This is a genomic window from Thiorhodovibrio frisius (assembly GCF_033954835.1).
GTDB lineage: Bacteria > Pseudomonadota > Gammaproteobacteria > Chromatiales > Chromatiaceae > Thiorhodovibrio > Thiorhodovibrio frisius.
In genome coordinates, this window is the sequence record NZ_CP121471.1 from 1,638,761 (window position 1) to 1,656,911 (window position 18,151).

Below are 18,151 nucleotides of genomic sequence, written 5' to 3' on the forward strand. Positions count from 1 at the left end.
AGTTCACTCTTGTTGTTGTCTGGCGTGGGTCATTCGCGTCTCGGTTGCGCGAAGTCACTGACATCCATGCGATCTTCGACGATGCTATGGTTTTGGCTGTGGACTCGCTGTTCCGGAAACGCTGTTGTCTAACGGCACGCTGGCAACCCTCCGGAATGTTCCAGCAATATCGATGCCAAGCGGCCTGGGGAGTTGATTGCATGCGTCACATTACGATGTTTTCCTGCTTAGCGCTGATGACAGCAATGTTAGCAGCCTTCCTGAGTGTGCCGCAGGTGCAGGCGCGTGATGGCTGGCCCACGCCGCCAATCAACCCGGATCGTCGCGCGCAACTATCTGGTCCTTTGCAGGGCGGCACTGCGGATCACGCCAAATTCCCGGAACTTCAAGGTCCTTTTGCGACCGGATCGGATGTGACCAAAGCCTGTCTTGGCTGCCATACCGAGACCGGCAAGCATTTCATGAAGAACATCCACTGGACCTGGTCTTATGTGAATCCCGACACTGGCCAGCAACTGGGTAAGCGGTATCTGGTCAATAACTTCTGCACCAATTCGCGCGGCAACGAGGGCATGTGCGCCCAGTGCCACGCGGGCTATGGATGGAAGGACGAGAGCTTTGACTTTAGCGACGAGACCAAGATCGATTGTCTGGTCTGCCACGAGACCACTGGCAACTATTACAAAACGCCCAACAGTCCGGGTAACGCGGCTTGCTCGGTCATGTTTGCGGACAGGCCGCCCATCGATCTGGCGGCTTCAGCAAAGAGCGTCGACCTACCCCAGCGCGAAAACTGCGGCACCTGTCATTTTTATGGCGGTGGCGGCGATAACGTGAAGCATGGCGATCTCTCGAGCGCCCTGAAAGAGCCACCGCGCACGCTTGATGTGCACATGGGTGTCGATGGACTGAACTTTGCCTGCACCGCCTGTCATGTCACCAACCGGCACATCTGGGCGGGCAGCCGCTACCATGTGATTTCCAAGGACACAGAGGGCACGGGGCAGCCAGGCATGCGTCCTGATGTGGCGACTTGCGAGTCCTGTCACGGTCTGGCGCCGCATCCTGTCAATTCACTGGCGAATTTCAAGCTCAATGACCACATTCAGAGCGTTGCCTGCCAGGCTTGCCATATTCCGGAATTTGCGCGCGGCGGGGTGGCAACGATCGTCAATTGGGACTGGCGCACCTCCGGTAAGACCCGCGATGGCGAAGGCTATCATGAAGAAGGCTATATTCAGGGTAATGGTGAGCATCGCTACACCTACAAGTCGATCAAGGGCGACTTTACTTACGATGAGAACGTGATTCCGGAATATGCCTGGTTTGACGGCCAGATGCGCTATACCACCATCGACACCGAATTTGATCCCAATGCCGAATTCATTGAGATAAACGGCTTTAGTGGCTCGCGCGAGGATCGAGAATCCCGTATCTGGCCTTTCAAGCGCATGCACACCTGGCAGCCCTATGACAAAGGCCGGGGGACACTGGTGTATACCAACCTTTGGGGCGAGGATGAAACTGCCTATTGGGGCAATTACGATATGAATGCGGCTATTGCCAAGGGCATGGCGGATTTCGGGCTGGACTACTCCGGCGATTTTGGCTTTATTGAGACTCTGTCATGGTGGCCCATTACTCACATGGTTGCGCCCAAGGAGAGCGCGTTGGCCTGCCGCGATTGTCATCAGCCAAAAAATAGCCGTATGGCGTCGGTGGAAGGGATTTATCTGCCTGGGCGTGATCACAATCACTGGCTGGATATCATTGGCACCCTGCTGGTCGGCGGCACGCTCGCGGGCATTATCATTCATAGCCTGGTCCGCATTTTTTCACCCAAGGGAGAGCAGGAGTAATGGCTATTTTTAGGGTAAAAATCTTTAGTCTGTTCGAGCGCTTCTGGCACTGGTTGCAGATGCTTTTGATTCTGGTTTTGCTGATCACCGGTTTTGGACTGCACGGTTTTCACAATCTGATGAGCTTTAGAACAGCGGTCACTCTGCATACGGGGGCGGCGCTGACGCTGCTGCTGCTATGGGCTTTCAGTGTGTTCTGGCTGTTCACCACTCGCAGTTGGCGCCATTTCATTCCAACCTGGCAAGGAATGTGGGGGGTGCTACGGTTCTACGCCTATGGCATTTTCAAGGGCGAGCGTCATCCCTACCGCAAAGCCTATTGGCGTAAGCACAACCCGCTGCAGGCGCTGGCCTATCTGATGCTGAAGATCGTGCTGTTCCCGGCCATCTGGATCACCGGGCTGTTATATTTATTTTATTTCGCCTGGCGGAATCTGCCAGACGCGCCTCTGTGGCTAGGTGCTATCGCTCAGGTGCATACGGCTGCGGCCTTCCTGATTCTGGCCTTTGTGTTTATTCACGTCTATATACTGACCACGGGCCATTCCTTTCGCGACCACGTCATGCCGATGGTGACCGGCTTTGATAAGGTGGATCTGAGCCCCGAGGAAGAAGCCTACCTGCGCAAGGATCAGCCGGAGGATATTCGTTAGTCAGCTTTATACCAATCGCAAACTGATTTTCGGTTTTGGCTCGGGTGACGGCCACGGGGGTCTCGGCGCCAGGACGCCGCCTGGAAGCCTACAGGGAAGTATTCACGGCGGCCCCGTGGCCGTTACCTGGTCCAGAACGAGCGGAAATCGCAAAAAGTTTCGGTATAGCAGCCGTGCGAGTTTCAGCGCGGCGCGCGTTGCACCAGTCGGCACAGGGCATCAAGCAGGGCCGGGTCGCTCGACTCTGAGGCCACGGCCACGGTGCGAAAGCCAAGCTCCATGGCTCGGGCTGCGGTGCGGTTGCTGTAAACCGCCAGCGGTAGGCTGCGCAGCCAGGGGTGTTCCGATTCGGGCACCAGCCGATGCAGATTGTTGAGCACCTCGTCACTGGTGGCGGTGAGCAGATTGAGAGTTTCATGCCAGCGCGGCAGCTGCTCGGTGGCGTCTTGCTCGGGCAGGCCACGACAATAGACCTCCGCATAGACAATCTCGGCCTCGCGTTGGGCCAGGGTGTCGCCAAGCATTGGGCGGCCACCTTCGCCGCGGACGATCAAAATGCGTCGTCCGCGCACATGCGTCAGCTCGGGCAGCTCGAGCAAGCCCTCACTGTCAAAATGCGCACTGGGGATCAAATCTGGCGGACGCCCGGCATCGCCCAGCGCTGCGGCGGTGGCAGCACCAACGGCGGCGATCATGGGGCCAGCGGGCGGTGGTGGTGGGAGTTGGCTGCCGGGCAGGAGTTTTAGCGCGAAATTGACCGCATTGCGGCTGATGAAAATCAGCAGATCCCAGGGCTCGGCCATCCGCGCTTTCGCCTTCTCAGCATGGGTGGACGGGCGAATGCTGACGGTCGGAAAGAGCAGCGCTTCGCCATTGGCCTGCTGGATGAGATCGCACAGATGCGGCGCCTGTTCGACCGGCCGGGTGACTAGGATGGTCTGGCCCTTCAGGTCGCAGGGGATATCGTCGGGCAGATTGCCGCTGGGTTTCGGGTTGCGGGTCGGGTTTGTCATTCTTCGGCCAGTGCACTGAGGATTTCATCGGCGCCTTGGTCGAGTAGCAACTCGGCCACCCGACGGCCCATCGCCTCGGCTTGCTCGGGGGCGGCGCGTTCCTCGGCACGCAGAATGCGCTGGCCATCAGGAGTGCCGACAAGACCGCGCAGATAAAGCTGCCCGTCTTGGTGGATCGCATGGCCGGCGATGGGCACCTGACAGCCGCCATCGAGTCGCTCGTTCATCGCGCGCTCGGCCAGTACTCGTTCGGCCGTGTTCTGGTGATGCAGCGGGGCGATCAGGGCATTGACGCGCTCATCCATGCTGCGGCACTCGATGCCAATGGCTCCCTGGCCAATGGCGGGTAGACTTTCCTCCGGCGGCATGACAGCACGAATTCGCTCGCCAAATTCCAGGCGAATCAAACCCGCAGCGGCGAGAATGATGGCGTCATAAACGCCGTCGTCGAGTTTGGCCAGCCGGGTGTTGACATTGCCGCGCAGCGGCTCGATGCGCAAATCTGGGCGCCGGGCCGCAAGTTGACATTCGCGCCTGAGGCTTGAAGTGCCCACGCAGGCCCCTTGGGGCAAGGCGTCGATACTCGCGAAGCTATTGGAAACAAAGGCATCGTGGGGGTTTTCGCGCTCCAGAATGGCGGCAAGGTGTAGCCCCTCGGGGAAGCCGACCGGGACATCTTTCATTGAATGGACCGCGATGTCCGCATCGCCATCGAGCATGCCCTGCTCGAGTTCCTTGACGAATAATCCCTTGCCGCCGACCTTGGCCAATGGTGCATCAAGCAGCTTGTCGCCACGGGTGGTCATGCCGATGATTTCAACCTTGAGTTCCGGGTAGAGGCGTCCAAGGGCGGTGGCGACATGCTCGGCCTGCCACATGGCAAGCGGGGATTTGCGGGTAGCGATTTTCAGAGTCTCGGTCATGACAAGGGGGTCCGATGCAGAAGGGCCAGAATAAAAGTGCGAGGGTGAAGTATAGCGAGTTGCGGGGGGGGGCCGCAGCGATAATCCTGATTTCAGCTTGCGCGCAGAAAGCGGCGCACACTCGGAAGATGACGGCGGCTGACGGGCAGGCGCTGGTCGCTTCCATCCAGGACAGCGAGAATGCCGCCTTGAGGGCTTTTCTCAAGCCCGATCAAGCGCCGAGCACACACCAGAATGCTGCGGTGAATGCGCAGGAAGCGCTCGGGGAATTCCTCCTCCAGGGTCTTTAGGGATTCATCGAGCAGCATTTTGCCGCCGCCATGATAAACGGTGACGTATTTCTGCTCGGCCTGTAGAAAAAGGATGTCCTCGATTGCGACTCTTTGCACACCGCCGCGATATTGGGCGCTCAGGTGGCGGCGTGGCCAGGCCGGCGCATCCTCGTCCGCCATTTGTTGCTGTGGTCTGGTGACCACATGCAGCCGCTCGAGTGCTTCGCGCAGCCGCTCGGCACGCACTGGCTTGACCAGATAATTGGCGACCTGATGCTCAAACGCCTCAAGCGCGTATTCCGGATAGGCGGTGATCAGAATCACTGCGGGTGGTGGACTGAGCTGCGCCAGATGCTCGGCAACGCTCAAGCCATCCATTCCGGGCATGCGAATGTCGAGCAGCACCAGGTCGGCGCTGGCCTCGCTGCAACGACGCACAGCATCGGCGCCATTGTCCGCTTCGGCGACGATCTGGTAGTCGCCGTTGAACTCAGCAATCAGGCGCCGCAGGCGCTCGCGTGCATGTGCTTCATCATCGACGAGAAGTATCTTCATGCCCGTCTCCATGGGTGGGGAAAGGCGAGTCTCACCTGGTAATCCTGGCCTCTGGTGCCGTGACGCAGGCTGGCGGTGCCAGGGAACATGGCTTCCAGCCGCTGCGTGACATTGGCAATCGCCATCTGATGCCCTTGATGTCGCTGTGTGGGGTGGTTCCCGGCCAGCGGCAGGCTATTGACGATGGTGACATGAATTTGTCCGTGGTGGTAGTTCGCGCCGATGCGGATAAAGCCCGGGTGCAAGGATGGGGAAATTCCGTGGTAAACGGCATTTTCAACCAGAGGTTGCAAAATCAGCGGTGGCAGGAGCGCCTCGCCTGGTGCTTGTTGGATATCCCAATCGACGCGCATGCGCTCACCCAGACGCAACTGCTCGATATTGAGATAACGCCGGGCTAGCTCGAACTCTTCGCTCAAGGTGGCGGTATCGGCCTCGGTCGCAAGGGAGGCACGGAACAGATCGGCAAGATCAAGCACTGTTTCCTCGGCAAGCTTGGGATTGCTCCGCGTCAGGCTGGCGATGGTATTCATGCTATTGAACAAAAAATGCGGGCGAATCTTCGCCTGCAGGGTCTTGAAGCGTGCGTTCGCAACCGCCTCCACTTGGAAACGCCATTGCTGATGTAAATAGAGGTAGCGCAAGAAGAGCGCTCCGACGATAGCGCTGATGCAAAGTGCGCGGATCATCAGTCCGGCAAGACCATCCTTTGGAAACAGCCGTCGGGCCATTTCCGGCGGAATCAGCAGCGTGGCGCCGACAGTGATGGCCGCGCTTGAGCCGATGATGATAACCAGCGCGCCCAGGACGCCAAGGCGGGCATCAATGTGCCCCAGCCTTGGCCGGGCGGCGCACATCAGTGCCGCGCTTAGCAGCGCGATCAACTGCACAAAGACTGACAGCGGCCCCATTCTGGTCCAGAATGTCGCTAGCGGCTGCGGGGAAGTTAGGGTGATCAAAATCGCTAGCAGCTCGGCGTAGACCACCACACCCAGCACCATCGGCAGGCTACAGAAATCGGGCAGCAGATTGGCCCGTGCCGGGGGTTTGGAATCGCCGGCGGCGCTTGCGGCTCCTTCATGGCGCGCACCTGGCGCCTGGCCAGTGGTTGGCTGGTCTGTCTGGGATGGGCGTTTCATCTTATTGTGGTGACGTCTGGCACCTATTTCGCAACCGAATTTTGCACTTCTGGCGTGCGCAGACATTGCTGTCGCCGCGCGCCGAACTTTAATTATCGCTTCTGGCGGATGTCATGCAGCAGACAGAGTCTACCCAAAAGCCCTGGGCAGGGCGCTTTAATGAACCAACCGATGTGTTTGTCGAGGCCTTTACCGCCTCGGTGGGTTTTGATCGCCGATTGTATCGGCAGGACATTCAGGGCTCTCAGGCGCATGCGCGCATGCTCGCTCGTCAGGGCATTCTGAGCGACAGCGAATGTGACGCCATTGTTGCCGGTCTTGAGCGCATCAAAACGCGCATTGAACAAAATAAGTTTAGCTGGTCTGTGCCGCTTGAAGATGTGCATATGAACATCGAAGCGGCCTTGACTGCCGAGATTGGCGATGCTGGTAAGCGCCTGCACACCGGGCGCTCGCGCAACGATCAGGTTGCGACGGACATTCGCCTGTGGCTGCGCGAGGAGGTGGACGAGATCAGTCGCGCCATTCGCCGCCTGCAGCAGGTGCTGGTTGACCTGGCCGAGCGCGAGGCAGCGACCATTCTGCCCGGCTTCACCCACTTGCAGGCGGCGCAGCCGGTGACCTTTGGCCACCACATGATGGCCTGGTATGAGATGCTCGAACGCGATGTCGAGCGTCTGCGCGACGCGCGTCGGCGCATCAACCTGATGCCGCTCGGGGCTGCCGCGCTGGCCGGGACCACCTATCCGATCGACCGCGACTACAGCGCGCGCCTGCTGGGTTTTGACCGCCCGGCGGCGAACTCGCTCGATGCCGTTTCTGATCGGGATTTCGCCATCGAATTCAGTGCTGCGGCGGCCATTTTGAGTATGCATCTGTCGCGTTTTTCCGAGGAGCTGATTATCTGGTCATCGGCACAGTTTGGCTTTATTACACTCTCGGACGCCTTCTGCACGGGTTCTTCGATTATGCCGCAGAAAAAAAATCCCGACGTGCCCGAGTTGCTGCGCGGCAAGAGCGCCCGTGTCTTTGGCCATTTGATCGCCCTGCTGACACTGATGAAAGCCCAGCCGCTGGCCTATAACAAAGACAACCAAGAGGACAAAGAACCCCTGTTCGACATTGTCGATACCCTGCGTGGTGGGCTCAAGGTGTTTGCCGACATGATGGGGGCGCTGAGCTGCAATCACGCGCGCATGCGCACCGCGGCCCTGCAGGGCTTCACCACGGCAACCGATCTGGCCGACTACCTGGTGCGCAAAGGCGTGGCCTTTCGCGATGCGCACGAGATCGTCGGGCGGGCGGTGGCTTTGGGTGTGGAGCGCGGCCGCGATCTTGCAGATCTGAGTCTGGAGGAGCTGCGCGGCTTTTCTGCTGCCATTGACGAGGATGTTTTCGATATCCTGACCCTCGAAGGCTCGGTGGCCGCGCGCGATCACTTCGGCGGCACCGCGCCTAACCAAGTGCGCGCGGCCGTGGCGCGGGCGCGCGAGGCTCTGGCGGCCGACGAGTCTGCCCTTGCGTCCTGAGCCTTACCGCGAAATATCGGTTTCATCCTCTGGGGCGGCAGGGCAAGTGTCGTCCGGCTAGGGTTGCAGCCATGGTAGCAGCCGCTCAACTGTCTGCTCGATCCCGGTCGGGACCACCGGCTTCCTGGCATCCAGGCGGGCCTGTTCCAGCAGCGCTTCGATTGGCCCGACCATGTCGCCGCGCGCGAGCTGTTCTGGGGTGATTACGCCCGCTGTTACCTGCTGGTGCAGCCAGTCGACCAGTGCCGGGGTTTCCGGCCAGCCATCGCGTGGCACATAGAGCACCGGAATGCCATGGCAGGCGGCTTCGCTAAAGCTGCCATAGCCCGGTTTGGTGATCATGGCATCGCAGGAGGCGAGCGCCTCGAGCATGCTGGGGCCAGCGCCTCCAATAGGACTGACCGCAGAGCTGTCGGCGAGCTTGGGGTCGGCTGTGAGCAGTTGCAGGCGGGCGCGCGCAAGGGGGCCGGGATCAATGTGCAGCGACCCGGTGCCGCCGAATTGCATCAGAATCAGCCGCTGATCTTCGGCCAGCCCCAGCCGGGCGCGCAGGCGTTCGGGATCACGCGGGTGCAACTGCGCCATAGGCCCGACGGAGATGGCGTTGGGCAGCCAGGGCATGGGCATGGAAGGGGCAGGGCGGATGAACAGCTCGGCCCCGGCATAAGCGGTGTGCAGGCGCTCCACCAGCGCGGAGGAGAGTCGATCACCGAGCGGACTTTGGCGCAGAATATCCAGCCAGTTCAGCGAGCACAGGCCCACGGCTGGGATGCCGAGCCGGTGCGCGGCATCAAGTGGGAGCCAAGGAATGTCGGCCAGCACCAGATCCGGGCGCGCGTCGGCCAGAAGGTCCATCTGGTGGGCGAGATGGCGGTCATAATCGGCCTCGAATGCCTCATAGAGTGCAAGCCCCTGTTCCCAGCAAACCGTCAGCGGGCCATCCATCGGCAGCGCGACATCGGCGGCATGGGGAATGAGCGCGACATCTTGTGGCAGGCGGGCGCGCACGATCTCGGGCTTGAGGTTGCCCTGCAAGCTGATGCGCAGCCGGGGTAGGCGCGCCTTCAAGGCATGAACGACAGGGGCTACTTGAGCCAGATGCCCATAGCCGTGCGCGGTGACGGCAAGGTAGAGATGGGCCATAAGAGATAGCCTGAGCGGGATGTGCTTGCGCGTCTCAGTCGGGCACGGGTCCGCTGTGGTCGGCTGGAACTGGCGTTGCCGCAGACACGGGGCTCTGCTGCTGGTTGTCTTGATGCTCGGTGCGCGGCGGCTCGGGGGGCACCTGGCTGCCAATATCAAGTGCGTACTCGCGGCTGAACAGTAGCTCGCCGACAGGAATGACCACCTGTACGCTGCGGCGAATGGTCCCGGCGTTGCAGGTCTCGCAGGCGCAGCTATGAATCAGCGCCTTGAGCTTGGCGCCCTCGGGTGCAGCCGCATCGATTGCACGGAAACGTTCAAATTGCTCCGCGCTCAGATGGTTTGACTCATCGGTGTCGCAATCGAGGCTCTGGCCGTCGATGCACTGATCGCCATGGGTGATGTCGTCGAAGCGGATTTTCCGGTATCGCTCAAAGCCATCAAGTGGCTGATAGGCGGTTGCGCGGATGGCGTCGAGAATTTCATCTTCCGGCAGCAGATTGAGCTTGAATCTGGCCTTGGCGTTGTCGTCCATGTGGTTTTCGACCCAGGCGGAGAGCTGCTTGGCGCGGCGCTGCTGGGATGCCTGCCGCCGGGCGGCGGACTGGGCCTTGTGCTTTTCCATGTCGCGGTTGCGTTGCTCGGCAAGCTCGCGCGCCTGATCGAGCTTATCGGCCAATGCCTGCTCGATGCGTTCAAGCTCCTCGGCGGCGTCGCGCTCGGGCAGGGGCGGGCTGTGCGCGTCTGCGGCGGGCAGGGCAGCGCTAAAGTAGATGGCCGGCCAGTCTTTGCGAATGAAGCGTTCTGGGGGATGCTGCGACCAGTAAAGGATATAGGCGTCGGCCTGGGCTTTCCATTCGGCCTGTTGATTGATCAGGGCCTGCTCGTGAATGCGCGCGCATTTAATGCGCCAGCGCAACCAGGCGCGGATATCGGGCGTGGCGGTTTCGGGCGGTGTGGGGTAGCTGCCGGGGCTCGGAAAGGGTGCGGTCAGATCGGTGACGCCTTGTTGCTCGGGCGCGAGTGCCAAGGCGTTGCGCTCATCAAGGTTCAGCTCGCGCGGGTCCACCTCGGCAATCAGATCGCCATAGCAGTCGCAGCCGGCAAGGATCGCGGCGACGCGGTCGACACGGATCATGACCTTCATTGGCGGCAAGTTTCCTCTAGCGCAAAGGCACGCACGGAGCGCGCGGGATTAAGGGCAGTCGCTTGCTGATCAGGGCGAGATGGCGGCATTTGAACTCGGGCCTATGATTCCGGCAATCCGGGAACTTGAAGCTGTTGTTTCAGGGTTAAAGATTTAGCAAGAGTCTGGCCGGGTCTTCAATGGTGTTTTTGATGGCCACCAGAAAGCGCACCGCCTCGCGTCCATCAATCAGCCGATGATCGTAGGATAACGCGAGATACATCATTGGGCGAATGACAACTTGTCCGTCGATGGCAACCGGGCGGTCTTCGATCTTGTGCATGCCCAGAATAGCGCTTTGCGGTGGGTTGATAATGGGCGTTGACAGCATGGACCCAAATACGCCGCCGTTGGTGATGGAGAAGGTGCCGCCGGTCAATTCGTCGAAGCTCAGGCTGCCATCACGGGCCTTGCCGCCAAAGCTTGCAATGCCGCTTTCAATCTCGGCCAGACTCAGGCGGTCGCAATCGCGCAGGATGGGTACCACCAAGCCGCGCTCGGTGCTGACGGCGATGCCGATGTCATAAAAGCCCTGATAGAGAATGTCGCTGCCGTCGATGGTGGCATTCACAAGCGGAAACTGCCGCAGTGCGGCGACCGCCGCCTTGACGAAGAATGCCATGATGCCGAGGCGCGTGCCGTGCTGCTGTTCGAACTCCTCGCGGTAGCGATGGCGCAGCGCCATGACCGCGCTCATGTCGACCTCGTTAAAGGTGGTGAGCGCGGCAGTTTGCCGCTGCGCCTCAAGCAGGCGCTCGGCGATGCGCGCGCGCAGGCGGGTCATGGGTACGCGCTGTTGCGGCCGCGTCTCGGCGGACATCGCCTGCTGGGGAAGCGGGCTCTGACGGGGCTGGGCACTTGGCGATGAGGTGCTGGCGTCGCCACCAAAAGCGGCCTGGTCAGCGTCGGCTTGGGGATCGGTCGCCTCGTGGCGGTCGAGCCAGGCAAGTACGTCGGCCTTGTGAACGCGTCCATCGCGGCCACTGCCGGAGATTTGCGTGGGGTCGAGACCGAGTTCTTTGATCAGGCGCCGGGCGGCTGGCGCCATGAGCCCTAGCGGGTCTGGCGCGGGGGCGTCCTCGTCGGCTGCATGAGGCTTGGTGTCAGACGCTGCGATGTCAGTGGATGGGTTTCGAGCGGGTCCTGCTGGGTGCTCGATTGGATGATCGGCCGGCTGATTGTCTGGTTGGTCGGCTGTTTGATCAGGTGGTTGATCGGTTAGCTGGGTCTCGTCAATGCGCGCGAGCAGGGTGCTGGCAGTGACGGTTTCTCCGGCCTTGACCAGGGTTTCGCGCAAAATGCCATCGCAAGGTGCTGGCACCTCCAGGACAACTTTGTCGGTTTCGAGGTCAACCAGATTCTCGTTGGCGCGCACTGGGTCGCCGGGAGCCTTGTGCCACTCGAGTATGGTGGCATCGGCGACCGATTCGGGAAGGACGGGGACATGCACCTCGGTTGTCATGCGACTTGAGCGACTCGGTCAATGTGGTGGTTCATGCTGGGGTTGATGCGACCGGTCAGTGCCTCGTCGATCAACCGTTGTTGCTGCTCGAGATGAATGGATCGATGGCCAACGGCGGGCGCCGCAGATGCGGGCCTGCCGACATAATAGACCTGTTTTCCGGCGCGGATCAGGGGTTGAAAACGGTGTTTAATCATATCCCATGCGCCTTGGTTCTGGGCTTCTTCCTGACACCAGATAAACTCTCCGACATGAGCGTAATCGGCCAGGGTCGCCGCGAAGTCCTCTTTCGGGAAGGGGTAGAGCTGCTCGATGCGCACAATGGCGACATTCTCGAGTGCCCGGGTGTGGCGCTCCTCGAGCAGATCGAAATAGACCTTGCCGCTACAGAATATCACTCGTTCGATCTTGTCTGCTGGCAGCGGGTCACATTCCGAAATCAGTGGCTGGAAGCCTCCCTCAGCGAGATCCTCAAGTGCCGAGACCGCCAGTCGGTGCCGGAGCAGACTCTTGGGCGTCATCACGATCAGCGGGCGGCGATAGGGTCGCAGCATCTGACGGCGCAGCAGATGAAAAATCTGCGCCGGGGTGGTGGGTACGCACACTTGAATATTGTGCTCGGCGCAAAGTTGCAGATAGCGCTCCAGCCGGGCGGACGAATGCTCAGCGCCCTGGCCTTCGAGTCCGTGCGGCAGCAGCATGACCAGGCCGCACTGCAGGCCCCATTTGGTGCCGGCGGAGGCGATGAATTGATCGACCACCACTTGGGCGCCGTTGGCGAAGTCGCCGAACTGGGCCTCCCACAGCGTCAGCCCGTCGGGCTCAGCCGTAGCAAAGCCGTATTCAAAGCCCAGCACGGCCTCCTCTGACAGGATAGAGTCAATGGCAACAAAAGCGCCTTGGTCAGGGCTGAGGTGCTGCAAAGGGCTGTAGTCATCGCCGCTTGCTTGGCAGTGGATTTTTGCATGGCGGTGGAAGAAGGTGCCGCGCCCGGTATCTTGGCCCGAGAGGCGCACCGGCATGCCCGCATCAAGCAGGCTGGCATAGGCCAGGTTCTCGGCAAAACCCCAATTGATGAGCTGTTCGCCGGCGGCCATCTGGCGCCGTTCGGCCCAGATCTTGGCCACCCGCGGATGCAGCTCGAACCCATCGGGCAGGGGCAGCAGGCGTTCGCCAACATCCCTTAGACTGGCGAGCGCCATACCGGTGTCGCAGGTTGTGGTCCACTGGTCGGTGAAACGACGCCAGTTGGTGCGCTGGCTTGTTGTGATGTCACACAGTACTGGTCGAGTGACGACCAGACCGTGCTCAATGGCGTGGCGGTAGTCGGCCATCATGGCCTCGGCGGCATCAGCCGTCAGCCCGCCGGTGTCGATCAGGCGCTGTGCATAGAGGGTGCGCGCGCTCGGATGCTGGCGAATCTTGCGATACATCAGCGGTTGGGTGACGGCCGGCTCGTCGGCCTCGTTGTGGCCGAGACGCCGGTAGCAGACCAGATCGACGAAGACATCGCGCTTGAATCGATTGCGAAAATCGAGCGCCATGCGGGTGGCAAAAATCACCGCTTCTGGATCATCGCCGTTGACATGAAATACCGGCCCCTGGACCATCTTTGCCACATCGGTGCAGTACAGGGTTGAGCGGGTGTCGAGCGGATTGCTGGTGGTGAAGCCAATCTGGTTGTTGATAATGATATGCATTGTGCCGCCCGTGCCATGGCTGCGCGTCTGCGACAGTTGCAGGGTCTCCATCACCACGCCCTGACCGGCAAAGGCCGAGTCGCCATGAATCAGCACCGGCAGTACCTGGCTTCCGTCCCGATCGTTGCGGCGGCGCTGGCGCGCGCGCACCGAGCCCTGGATCACCGGGTTGATGATCTCCAGATGCGATGGATTGAATCCCAGCACCAGATGCACCGGCCCGCTGGGGGTGTCGACATCGGTGGCAAAGCCCAGATGGTACTTGACGTCCCCGGCGCGCTGACCGGCTTTGAGGGCGACCTTGCCCTCGAATTCAGCAAAAATATCCTGCGGCGGCTTGCCCAAAATATTGGTCAGCACATTGAGCCGACCGCGATGGGCCATGCCAATGATGATTTCACGTATCCCGTCGCGTCCGGCGCGCTGGATGAGTTCATCGAGCAGCGGGATCAGGGCCTCGCCACCTTCCAGCGAGAAGCGCTTTTGTCCGACATAGCGCCGGTGCAGGTGTTGCTCAATGCCCTCAGCGGCGGTGAGCAGTTGCAGCAGCCAGCGGCGGGCCTTGTTGGTGAGTTCCGGGCGTGCCTGGTAGCTTTCGATACGCTTCTGCAGCCAGCGCTTTTCGGGTGTGGTGGTGATGTGCATGTACTCGCAGCCAAGGCTGCCGCAGTAGCTGCGTTTGAGGCGGTCGATGATCTCGCGCAGTGGCATGCGTTCGGGACCATAGAGGGAGCCGCTATGAAAGGTCCGGTCGAGATCGCCGTCGAGCAGACCGTGCTGGCTGGGCTCCAGGTCGGCCACTTCGGGCAGTGGGCGTAGACGAAGCGGGTCGAGGTTGGCCAGTTGATGGCCGCGGCTGCGGTAGGCATTGATCAATCGAAGTACGGCAGCCTGCTTGGTGGCGCTAAACTCGGATGTGCCATCGCGGGCGGGGGCGGCTTGAGTAGCCCCATGCGGTGACCAGACTGGGTTGTCATATCCCTGTTGCAGTGCTGTCAGGCGAACGCGTGTTAGCTGGTGGCCAATGTCATCGGCTGCGCGCCGGGGCAGCGCATCGAAACGCGCGCGCCAGTCTGCCTCAATGCTGGCGGGGTCGCGCAGGTAGCGCTCGTAGAGCTGTTCGATGAAGGCCGCATTGCCACCATTGAAGGCGGAAGAGTCGTGAAAAAGCTCAAGGAGCGCGCTCATGAGTTGATCGTTTTTGGCAGACGGGAGAAAAGTGTCGGGTTCGGGGATGGTATATCGAAACCCTTTGAGATTTCGGCGCGTTCTGGGCCGGGTGACGGCCAGGGGGGACGCCGTGAAGACCTCCCCGTAGGCTTCCCGGCGGCATCCCTGATCCGATCAAGGGCCGCCGAGACCCCGTGGCCGTCACCCGACCCAAAACCGAAAACCATTCGTTTGCGATTGGTATAATGAGCGACCAGACCGGAGCAGCCGAGCAAAAAATGAGCGAAACACCCGCAGTCAAAGCCGCGCTGGCACCAAACATTGCCGAGCGCCCGGATACGCGCGAAGAAATTATTCAGCGCCGCCTGCTGATGATTCAACTGCAGTCTGATTTGGCGTACTTTCAGGCCAGGCTTGGGCTGATCGGAGAGCCCAAAACCACCAATCAGGAAGCTCAGAGGCGCACCTTTAAGTTGCTTCATCAGGCTGTCGGTCAGCAGATGATCAAAGCGCGCAAGAGCGGTTCGGCGCCCGGCAAGGGAGGCTAGCCGAGCGGCCAGAAAATACCGGGCCAAAAAAAAATGGGCCAAAAAAAAATGGGCCAGAAAAAAATGAGCCAGAAAAATTTGGCGAGGCAAAGGCATCGTGCAACAGAGTGTCGACCTTAGTCGTCCAGATCGGCCAGTACTTGCCGCTGGATCTCCATGACGGCACGGGTGATTTTCTGGGCGTCTTTACTTGACAGACATAGAAACTCCAGACCCAGAACCAACTCGTCTTCGGTATTGCCCGGGCGGCAGTTGCGGACGTCGGCATCGACGGTGACATCAAGAATGTTTGGAACTCGAATGCGGCTCTGATAAAGCTTGGTCCCCTCGCTGATCAAAGAAGCAGTTTTGCCGCTGACCGACATACCGGCGCCAGTGGCCGACAGGTTCTGAAGCATGGCACGAAATGGGTGTGCTTGCTCGGCGGCTGGGTTTTCCAGCTCGCCGGTCATGGTTGCCGTGAGCCGCGTGGGCAGGTGCGTGCGAAAGGAGTTGCGCCGCTGTAACTGAAAGAGTTTTTCGGGGTAGGGGATCTCGTAGTAGCGCTCGCCATCCTCAACGATCACTTCGAGCTTGCCGGTGTGGTGGAACCAGCTGTAGAGAGATTCGATCGAGCCGCGGAGTTCGACCTTGTCTGCATGTTCGATGGTCTCGCCGACGTCGCTCGGTAAGGCATCGAGCAGTAAGTACTCCGCAAAGGGGTCGTTATCCACCACTTTGGAGTTGGCCTTGCAATCGCCGCCAATGGTCGACACGCAAAGAGTTCCACGCGCCTTGAAATGCTTGGTGAGAATCTTGGCGATGATCTCAGGTTTGTCGATGCAGTTGATGTGATCGCTGTCCATAAGGGAATCGGGCAGTGGTAAAGATTGCGCTTGCCTGAAGCGACCGGTGTCGCTCCAAAGCCGACGTCGGATGGCCTCCAATGGCTCAGGCTGAAAGGCTACACTGCTCGATCAAAGGCTTCAAGATAGCGGAGATGTCGGTGTCTTATTTGACTGACTACAAAGAGTTCAATTGACCAGGGTTTTTTCTTCGGGTGGGCAGCGGCAGGCGTTGGGGTTAGACGGACTATTCGACGGTAACGGATTTGGCTAGATTGCGCGGTTGGTCGACATCCGTCCCTTTGAGGACGGCGACATGGTAGGCCAGCAGTTGCATGGGGATGGTGAACACCAGCGGGTCGATCAGATCATCGGTTTCCGGCAGTCTTAGCAGATGCACACCCTCGGCCTGCTGCCAGGCGACACTGTCATCGGCAAAGACGAACAACTGCCCGCCACGTGCGCGGACTTCTTCAAGATTGGATTTGAGCTTCTCGAGTAGGGCATTGTTGGGCGCGACCGCGACTACTGGCATATCCTCATCAATCAGCGCCAGCGGACCGTGCTTGAGTTCACCGGCTGGGTAGGCCTCGGCGTGAATGTAAGAAATTTCCTTAAGCTTGAGCGCGCCTTCCATCGCGATGGCGTGTTGTTCGCCGCGCCCGAGAAACAGCGTGTGCCGCTTTTCGACGAAGTGCTGGGCCAGATCAGCGACGGACTCGTCGATGCTGAGCGCGCGTGTGATCTGAGTCGGCAGGTTGCGCAGCACTTCGACGGCATGGGCTTCGCGCTCCGGGCTCAGACGGCGCTGATGCCCAAGCGCGAGCGCCAGCAGCAGCAGGGCAACCAGTTGGGTGGTGAAGGCTTTGGTCGAGGCTACGCCGATTTCAGGCCCGGCGCGAGTGAGTAGCTGTAGTTCGGATTCGCGCACCAGGGAGCTTTCGGCCACATTGCAGATGGCGAGTGTGGCGAGATAGCCACTGTGCTTGGCCATTTGCAGCGCGGCCAAGGTGTCGGCGGTCTCGCCAGACTGGGAGATGCTGACAAAGAGGGATTGCTCCGGTACCACGTGCTGGCGGTAGCGATATTCGCTGGCGACTTCCACCTGGCAGTGAATGCCGGCGAGGGATTCAATCCAGTGCTTGGCGACCAATCCGGCATGAAAGCTGGTACCACAGGCAATAATGGTGACTGAGCGCACCTGCGCGAACAGGGTTTCTGCTTCGGTGCCAAAGGCGGCGGGGATCACATGGTCGGCGCCAAGGCGGCCTTCGAGGGTTTCGGCAATGGCGTGTGGCTGCTCGAAAATCTCCTTTTGCATGAAGTGCCGGTAAGGCCCGCGCTCGGTGGCGTCGACCGACATGCTTGAGGTGCGCACCGGCCGCTCGACCTCCTGCCCGGTCGCATCCCAGATGCGCACCGAGGTGCGGGTCAGCTCGGCCAGGTCGCCGTCTTCGAGAAATATAAAGCGATTGGTTACCGGCAGCAGGGCCGGCACATCCGAGGCGATGAAGTGCTCATGGAAACCGACACCGATCACCAGCGGACTGCCGAGGCGGGCGGCGACCAACTGCTCCGGGTGCTGGCGGTCAATCACGCCGAGCGCATAGGCACCATCGAGTTGCTTGATGCAGTCGCGTACCGCCTCGGTCAGGTCGAGGCCGCGCTCGAGGGCGTCATGAATGGCGTGAACCACCACCTCGGTATCTGTTTGCGAGGTGAAACGATGCCCGGCGCTTTGCTGTTGCTGGCGCAGACTTTCGTGGTTCTCGATGATGCCGTTGTGCACCAGGGCGCAGCGCTCGCGGCAGATATGCGGATGGGCGTTGCGTTGGGATGGCTCGCCATGGGTCGCCCAGCGGGTGTGGGCAATGCCCAGGGTGCCGGGCAGGGAGGTCTGCGCCAAGGCATCCGCCAGTGCCGAGACCTTGCCAAGACAGCGTAGTCGTTTGAGTTCGTCCTGCTCTGAGAGCACTGCGATGCCGGCGGAGTCATAGCCGCGGTACTCGAGCCGCCGCAGGCCTTCAAGCAGGATCTCAGCGACGGGTCGCTGGGCAATGGCGCCGACGATTCCACACATGGATGTCACCTGATGTCAGAAAAAAACGACGGATTTGCGGGCGGGAGTGGCTGTGCCGTGAAACAGCCGCCTTTTCAACTCCGGGCTGGGAGGTG

The 18,151-nt window shown here is 60.5% G+C and carries 14 protein-coding genes; 4 read left to right on the forward strand and 10 right to left on the reverse strand.

Annotation, left to right across the window (positions count from 1 at the left end; translation table 11 throughout):
- The first annotated feature begins 245 nt into the window (after positions 1 to 245).
- Positions 246 to 1,859 carry a tetrathionate reductase family octaheme c-type cytochrome gene (locus Thiofri_RS07635; protein WP_223296830.1) on the forward strand — a complete coding sequence of 538 codons (1,614 nt, stop codon included), beginning with the start codon at positions 246 to 248 and terminating at the stop codon, positions 1,857 to 1,859.
- Complete coding sequence (locus Thiofri_RS07640) at positions 1,859 to 2,512, forward strand: cytochrome b/b6 domain-containing protein (protein WP_009151107.1); 654 nt, start codon at positions 1,859 to 1,861, stop codon at positions 2,510 to 2,512. The genes Thiofri_RS07635 and Thiofri_RS07640 overlap by 1 nt, the downstream gene beginning before the upstream one ends.
- 182 nt (positions 2,513 to 2,694) lie before the next feature.
- Here Thiofri_RS07640 and Thiofri_RS07645 read toward each other — a convergent pair whose 3' ends face one another.
- The 4 genes from Thiofri_RS07645 to Thiofri_RS07660 all read right to left on the reverse strand — a co-directional run bounded on the left by Thiofri_RS07645 (position 2,695) and on the right by Thiofri_RS07660 (position 6,414).
- Positions 2,695 to 3,525, reverse strand: coding sequence for a uroporphyrinogen-III synthase (locus tag Thiofri_RS07645; protein WP_009151108.1), 831 nt, complete (start codon positions 3,523 to 3,525; stop codon positions 2,695 to 2,697).
- Entirely contained in the window at positions 3,522 to 4,448 is a 927-nt protein-coding gene (hemC, locus tag Thiofri_RS07650) for a hydroxymethylbilane synthase (protein WP_009151109.1), read from the reverse strand. The genes Thiofri_RS07645 and hemC overlap by 4 nt, the downstream gene beginning before the upstream one ends.
- Positions 4,449 to 4,540: 92 nt before the next feature.
- Positions 4,541 to 5,275 (reverse strand): LytR/AlgR family response regulator transcription factor, encoded by a 735-nt coding sequence (locus tag Thiofri_RS07655; protein WP_009151110.1) that lies wholly within the window; start codon positions 5,273 to 5,275, stop codon positions 4,541 to 4,543.
- Entirely contained in the window at positions 5,272 to 6,414 is a 1,143-nt protein-coding gene (locus Thiofri_RS07660; RefSeq protein WP_009151111.1) for a sensor histidine kinase, read from the reverse strand. The genes Thiofri_RS07655 and Thiofri_RS07660 overlap by 4 nt, the downstream gene beginning before the upstream one ends.
- A gap of 113 nt (positions 6,415 to 6,527) precedes the next feature.
- Between Thiofri_RS07660 and argH the strand changes: the two genes are divergently transcribed.
- The gene (argH, locus tag Thiofri_RS07665; protein ID WP_009151112.1) at positions 6,528 to 7,943 is read left to right on the forward strand and encodes an argininosuccinate lyase; all 1,416 of its coding nucleotides are present in this window, start codon (positions 6,528 to 6,530) and stop codon (positions 7,941 to 7,943) included.
- Between the two features lie 57 nt (positions 7,944 to 8,000).
- Here the strand turns inward: argH and Thiofri_RS07670 are convergent, their stop codons facing one another.
- The 4 genes from Thiofri_RS07670 to Thiofri_RS07685 form a co-directional block, all read right to left on the reverse strand.
- Positions 8,001 to 9,086 carry a hypothetical protein gene (locus tag Thiofri_RS07670; protein WP_009151113.1) on the reverse strand — a complete coding sequence of 362 codons (1,086 nt, stop codon included), beginning with the start codon at positions 9,084 to 9,086 and terminating at the stop codon, positions 8,001 to 8,003.
- 34 nt (positions 9,087 to 9,120) lie between these two features.
- Complete coding sequence (locus tag Thiofri_RS07675; protein WP_009151114.1) at positions 9,121 to 10,233, reverse strand: hypothetical protein; 1,113 nt, start codon at positions 10,231 to 10,233, stop codon at positions 9,121 to 9,123.
- Between the two features lie 145 nt (positions 10,234 to 10,378).
- On the reverse strand, positions 10,379 to 11,734 hold the full coding sequence (gene odhB, locus Thiofri_RS07680; protein ID WP_009151115.1) for a 2-oxoglutarate dehydrogenase complex dihydrolipoyllysine-residue succinyltransferase: 1,356 nt from the start codon (positions 11,732 to 11,734) through the stop codon (positions 10,379 to 10,381).
- Positions 11,731 to 14,622, reverse strand: a complete 2,892-nt coding sequence (locus Thiofri_RS07685) for a 2-oxoglutarate dehydrogenase E1 component (protein WP_009151116.1) — start codon at positions 14,620 to 14,622, stop codon at positions 11,731 to 11,733. The genes odhB and Thiofri_RS07685 overlap by 4 nt, the downstream gene beginning before the upstream one ends.
- Before the next feature lie 227 nt (positions 14,623 to 14,849).
- Here Thiofri_RS07685 and Thiofri_RS07690 point away from each other — a divergent pair, with 227 nt between their 5' ends.
- Positions 14,850 to 15,152, forward strand: a complete 303-nt coding sequence (locus tag Thiofri_RS07690) for a hypothetical protein (protein WP_051023979.1) — start codon at positions 14,850 to 14,852, stop codon at positions 15,150 to 15,152.
- Positions 15,153 to 15,268: 116 nt separating this feature from the next.
- Here Thiofri_RS07690 and Thiofri_RS07695 read toward each other — a convergent pair whose 3' ends face one another.
- Positions 15,269 to 15,997 (reverse strand): flagellar brake protein, encoded by a 729-nt coding sequence (locus Thiofri_RS07695; RefSeq protein ID WP_009151118.1) that lies wholly within the window; start codon positions 15,995 to 15,997, stop codon positions 15,269 to 15,271.
- 226 nt (positions 15,998 to 16,223) lie between these two features.
- Positions 16,224 to 18,056, reverse strand: coding sequence for a glutamine--fructose-6-phosphate transaminase (isomerizing) (gene glmS, locus Thiofri_RS07700; RefSeq protein WP_009151119.1), 1,833 nt, complete (start codon positions 18,054 to 18,056; stop codon positions 16,224 to 16,226).
- Positions 18,057 to 18,151: the final 95 nt, after the last annotated feature.